This is a genomic window from Mesorhizobium sp. M7A.F.Ca.ET.027.03.2.1, assembly GCF_003999175.1.
GTDB lineage: Bacteria > Pseudomonadota > Alphaproteobacteria > Rhizobiales > Rhizobiaceae > Mesorhizobium.
Genome location: NZ_RZOM01000654.1, coordinates 1 through 3,496, shown reverse-complemented (window position 1 = coordinate 3,496; position 3,496 = coordinate 1). Strand labels below are relative to the sequence as shown.

Sequence of the window (3,496 nt, the reverse complement as noted above, 5' to 3'; positions counted from 1 at the left end):
GTCCATGCGGGCTATCTGACCGGGCAGAACATACCGGTCGATGGTGGTCTCTACGTCAGCGCCTTTTGATCAACTTGTCCGTGAAACTGTAGGAGCCGTCCGTTAGAGAATCGGCATAAGCATTTGATCATTAGCAACTTTCTACGCGCCGCCGGGTAAAGCTGCCGGCGCGTCAATTAGCGTCGCGAAAAACCACGGCTGCATGCTAAAAGGGAATCTCAGCCAGATTTCGAGGGAGCGGCCGCATGGAAGGCGAGAGCAAAAAGACGGCACGTTCGGACCTCGACGAAGCCGCCCTCTACTTCCACAAGCACCCAAGGCCGGGAAAGCTCGAGATACAGGCGACCAAGCCGCTCGGCAATCAGCGCGACCTCGCGCTCGCCTATTCGCCTGGCGTCGCCGCCCCTTGCCTGGAAATCCGCGACGACCCGGCGACCGCCGCCGACTACACCGCACGCGCCAATCTGGTCGGTGTCGTCACAAACGGATCGGCGGTGCTCGGCCTCGGCAATATCGGCCCGCTGGCCTCCAAACCGGTCATGGAAGGCAAAGCCGTCCTGTTCAAGAAGTTCGCCGGTATCGATGTCTTCGACATAGAGATCGACGCGCCCGGTATCGAGCGCATGGTCGAGACGATCTCGGCGCTCGAGCCGACTTTCGGCGGCATCAATCTCGAGGACATCAAGGCGCCGGAATGCTTCGAGGTCGAGGAACAGTTGAAGGCCCGCATGGGCATACCGGTGTTCCACGACGATCAGCACGGCACCGCCATCATTGTCGCCGCCGCCGTGCTCAACGGGCTGGAATTCGCCGGAAAAACCATATCTGACATCAAGATCGTCACCTCCGGCGCCGGGGCTGCCGCCCTTGCCTGCCTCAACCTGCTGGTCTCGCTCGGCGCCAAAGTCGAAAACATCTGGGTCACCGACCGTTTCGGCGTTGCCTACAAAGGGCGGACCGACGAGATGGACCGCTGGAAAGACCCTTATGTGAAGGACACCGAGGCGCGCACGCTGGCCGACGTCATATCGGGCGCAGATGTCTTCCTCGGCCTCTCGGCGGCAGGCGTGCTGAAGCCGGAACTGCTTGAGCACATGGCGCCAAAACCGCTGATCCTGGCGCTGGCCAACCCCAATCCCGAGATCATGCCGGAAACGGCGCGTGCGGCGCGTCCCGATGCGATGATCTGCACAGGCAGGTCCGATTTTCCCAATCAGGTCAACAACGTACTGTGTTTTCCTTACATCTTCCGCGGCGCGCTCGACTGTGGTGCCAGCGCTATCAACGAGGAGATGAAGATGGCGGCGGTCCGCGCCATCGCAGCCCTTGCCCGCGAGGAACCTTCAGATGTCGCTGCCCGCGCCTATTCCGGCGAGACGCCGATCTTCGGCCCTGAATTCCTGATCCCTTCGCCCTTCGATCCACGCCTGATCCTGCGCATAGCGCCCGCGGTCGCCAAGGCGGCCTGCGACACCGGTGTCGCGACAAGGCCGGTCACCGATTTCGCCGCCTATATCGACAAGCTGAACCGCTTCGTCTTCCGCTCCGGCCTGGTGATGAAGCCGGTGTTCTCGTCAGCCAAGGCATCGAGCGCCAAGCGCGTCATCTATGCAGACGGCGAGGATGAGCGCGTGCTGCGCGCCGCCCAGGTGGTGCTCGAGGAAGGCATCGCCGAGCCGATCCTGATCGGCCGGCCGCACGTCATCGAGGTGCGCCTGAAGCGCTACGGCTTGCGCATCAAGCCCGGTGTGGATTTCGGCCTGATCAACCCGGAAGACGATCCGCGCTACCGCCATTATGTCGACCTTCTGATCGAACTCGCCGGCCGGCGCGGCGTCACGACGGAAGCCGCGCGCACCATGGTGCGCACCGACAACACGGTGATCGCAGCACTTGCGCTGAAACGCGGCGATGCGGATGCAATGGTTTGCGGCCTCGAAGGGCGCTTCGAGCGGCATCTGCGCAACGTCACCTTGATCATCGGCCCGCGCACCGGCGTCAAGGATCGCGACCTGTCGACGCTTTCCATGCTGATCTCGCAGCGCGGTATCATCTTCCTGACCGACACCCACGTCTCCGTCGACCCGACGGCGGAAGAAATCGCTGAGATGACGGTGCTGGCGGCGGAAGAAATCCAGCGCTTCGGCATCGAGCCGAAGGCAGCGCTGCTCTCGCATTCGGATTTCGGCTCGCGCGATTCGCCCAGTGCCCTGAAGATGCGGCAAGCGGCGGCGATCCTGGCGCGCATTGCCCCAGAGCTGGAATGCGATGGCGAGATGCACGCCGATTCCGCTCTGTCGGAGCATCTGCGCCAGCGCGTCTATCCGCATTCACGGCTGAAGGGCGAAGCCAATTTGCTGGTGTTCCCCAACCTCGATTCGGCCAACATCACGCTGACGGCGCTCAGGACCATGATGGATGCGCTACACGTCGGGCCGATCCTGCTCGGCACGGACATGCCGGCGCATATATTGACGCCGTCGGTCACCTCGCGCGGCGTCGTCAACATGACGGCGCTTGCCGTCGTGGAAGCCGCCCACAAGGCACAGGCGGTGGTCAATCTGGGCTGAACACGGATTTCGCGGTAAACTGCAGTTAACCGCGAACACGGTAGCATTGCGGGCTAACAGTCGGATTTGGCAGGCGGAGTTTGGGCGGATGGCAAGCGGAGGGTGGAAGCAGGCGCATGCTGCCGTGCTGCTTGGCCTGCTGTTGTCCGCAACCTGGGGGGTGGCCGAGCCACAGGCCGCCTCGCGGGTCTGCCGCCAGCTGGAAGCCGATCTTGCCGCGTCCTCGCGCGGCGGCGGTGGCGATCCGGCGCTGATCCGGAAATACGATTCCGCAATTGCCAGGCAGCATGAGCAGATTTCGAAAGCCCGCGGCCAAGCGAGCCGGGCCGGGTGCGGCTTTTCGCTGTTTGGCCGCAACCTCAATCAATGCGCCGGGCTAAACGCCACCATCGATCGCATGAATGCCAATCTCGACGCCTTGCAGAACAAGCGCGAGCGGCTGGCCGGCGGCGGCTCGCGCCGCGACCGCGGACGCATCCTGGCGGCGCTTGACGCCAATGGCTGCCGCGACGACGCCGTTGCGCCTCGGCGGGCGCCTTTGCAGGAAGCCAACCGCGAGGGCGGCAGCGCAAACCTGTTCGATCAGCTTTTTGGCGGCAACAGCCAGCAGCTCGATATGCTTGATGAGCCCAACCAGCCCGACGATCCCGGCGAGGAGCGCAATGTCCGCCGTGTGCTCAACCAGCCCGGCATACCCGATTTTCCGAGCGTCGGCGGTGAGTTCCACACTTCCTGTGTGCGCACCTGCGACGGCTACTTCTTCCCGATGTCGAACTCAGCCTCGGCAGGCGATTTCGAACGTGACCAGAAGAATTGCGAATCGAGCTGCCCCGGCACCGAGATGCAGGTTTTCTATTCGCGCGGCATGGACGACGATTCGGCCTCGATGACGTCATCCGTCACCGGCCGACCCTACAGCGAATTGC

The 3,496-nt window shown here is 63.3% G+C and carries 2 protein-coding genes; both read left to right on the top strand.

Features of this window, described 5'->3' with window-relative positions:
- The first annotated feature begins 245 nt into the window (after positions 1–245).
- Complete coding sequence (locus EN750_RS24220; protein ID WP_127397899.1) at positions 246–2,570, top strand: NADP-dependent malic enzyme; 2,325 nt, start codon at positions 246–248, stop codon at positions 2,568–2,570.
- Between the two features lie 88 nt (positions 2,571–2,658).
- On the top strand, positions 2,659–3,496 hold an 838-nt coding region (locus EN750_RS24215; RefSeq protein ID WP_127397897.1), incomplete at its 3' end, for a DUF2865 domain-containing protein.